The organism is Halobellus sp. Atlit-38R (assembly GCF_003665925.1).
Lineage (GTDB): Archaea > Halobacteriota > Halobacteria > Halobacteriales > Haloferacaceae > Haloquadratum > Haloquadratum inordinatus.
In genome coordinates this window covers 1-599 of sequence record NZ_QXIJ01000135.1, presented here as the reverse complement: position 1 = coordinate 599, position 599 = coordinate 1, and the positions used below count along the sequence as shown (strand labels likewise).

General features: G+C 57.3%; 2 pseudogenes. Both read left to right on the top strand.

Annotated features, from left to right (window positions below):
• Positions 1-207, top strand: a pseudogene (locus D3D02_RS18545) (IS4 family transposase); the annotation flags it as partial.
• An 8-nt stretch (positions 208-215) separates the two neighbouring features.
• Positions 216-599: pseudogene (locus D3D02_RS18540) on the top strand (IS1595 family transposase); the annotation flags it as partial.

Below are 599 nucleotides of genomic sequence, written 5' to 3'. Positions count from 1 at the left end.
TCGGCGTCGCGGCTCCCTCGGCGTCGCTGTTCGCTAGCCGTCGAACGCCACGCTCATCTGATCCAACTGTATCTCATGGTTGAGTTGGGCTACGGACTGCCGGATTTGGACGAGCTGTTGCTGTGGGCGTCACGAAATCCAAATCCACACAGAGATCGGTTACGCGAGCAGGTTGAACGAGGTGAGTTCGGCTTTGATCGCTACTAAACTAGAACAGATGGCGTGACGGCGTCGAATGCCCCCGCTGCCGTTCTGACCGAACGGTCACGAACGGCAGCTATGGGGCGTTTCAACGCTATCTCTGTAAGAATTGCGACCGCACGTTCAACGATAAGACGGGCACAATTTTCGCTCACTCAAAGGTTGCGCTCCGCAAGTGGTTGTTCTCGATTTACGCGTTCTTACGGTTTAACACGAGTCTCCGCCAACTTCAGCGGGAGATCGGTGTTACCTACAAGACGATGCACCGTCGCGTCGAGCGCTTTACCAGAGCGCTCGACGCGCCTCAGCTCGACCTCGTTGGACCGGTCGAAATCGACGAAGTGTACGTCTCTGCCGGATTGAAAGGCCGCGAGCGCGACCAAGAGTCGCGCTCGCGT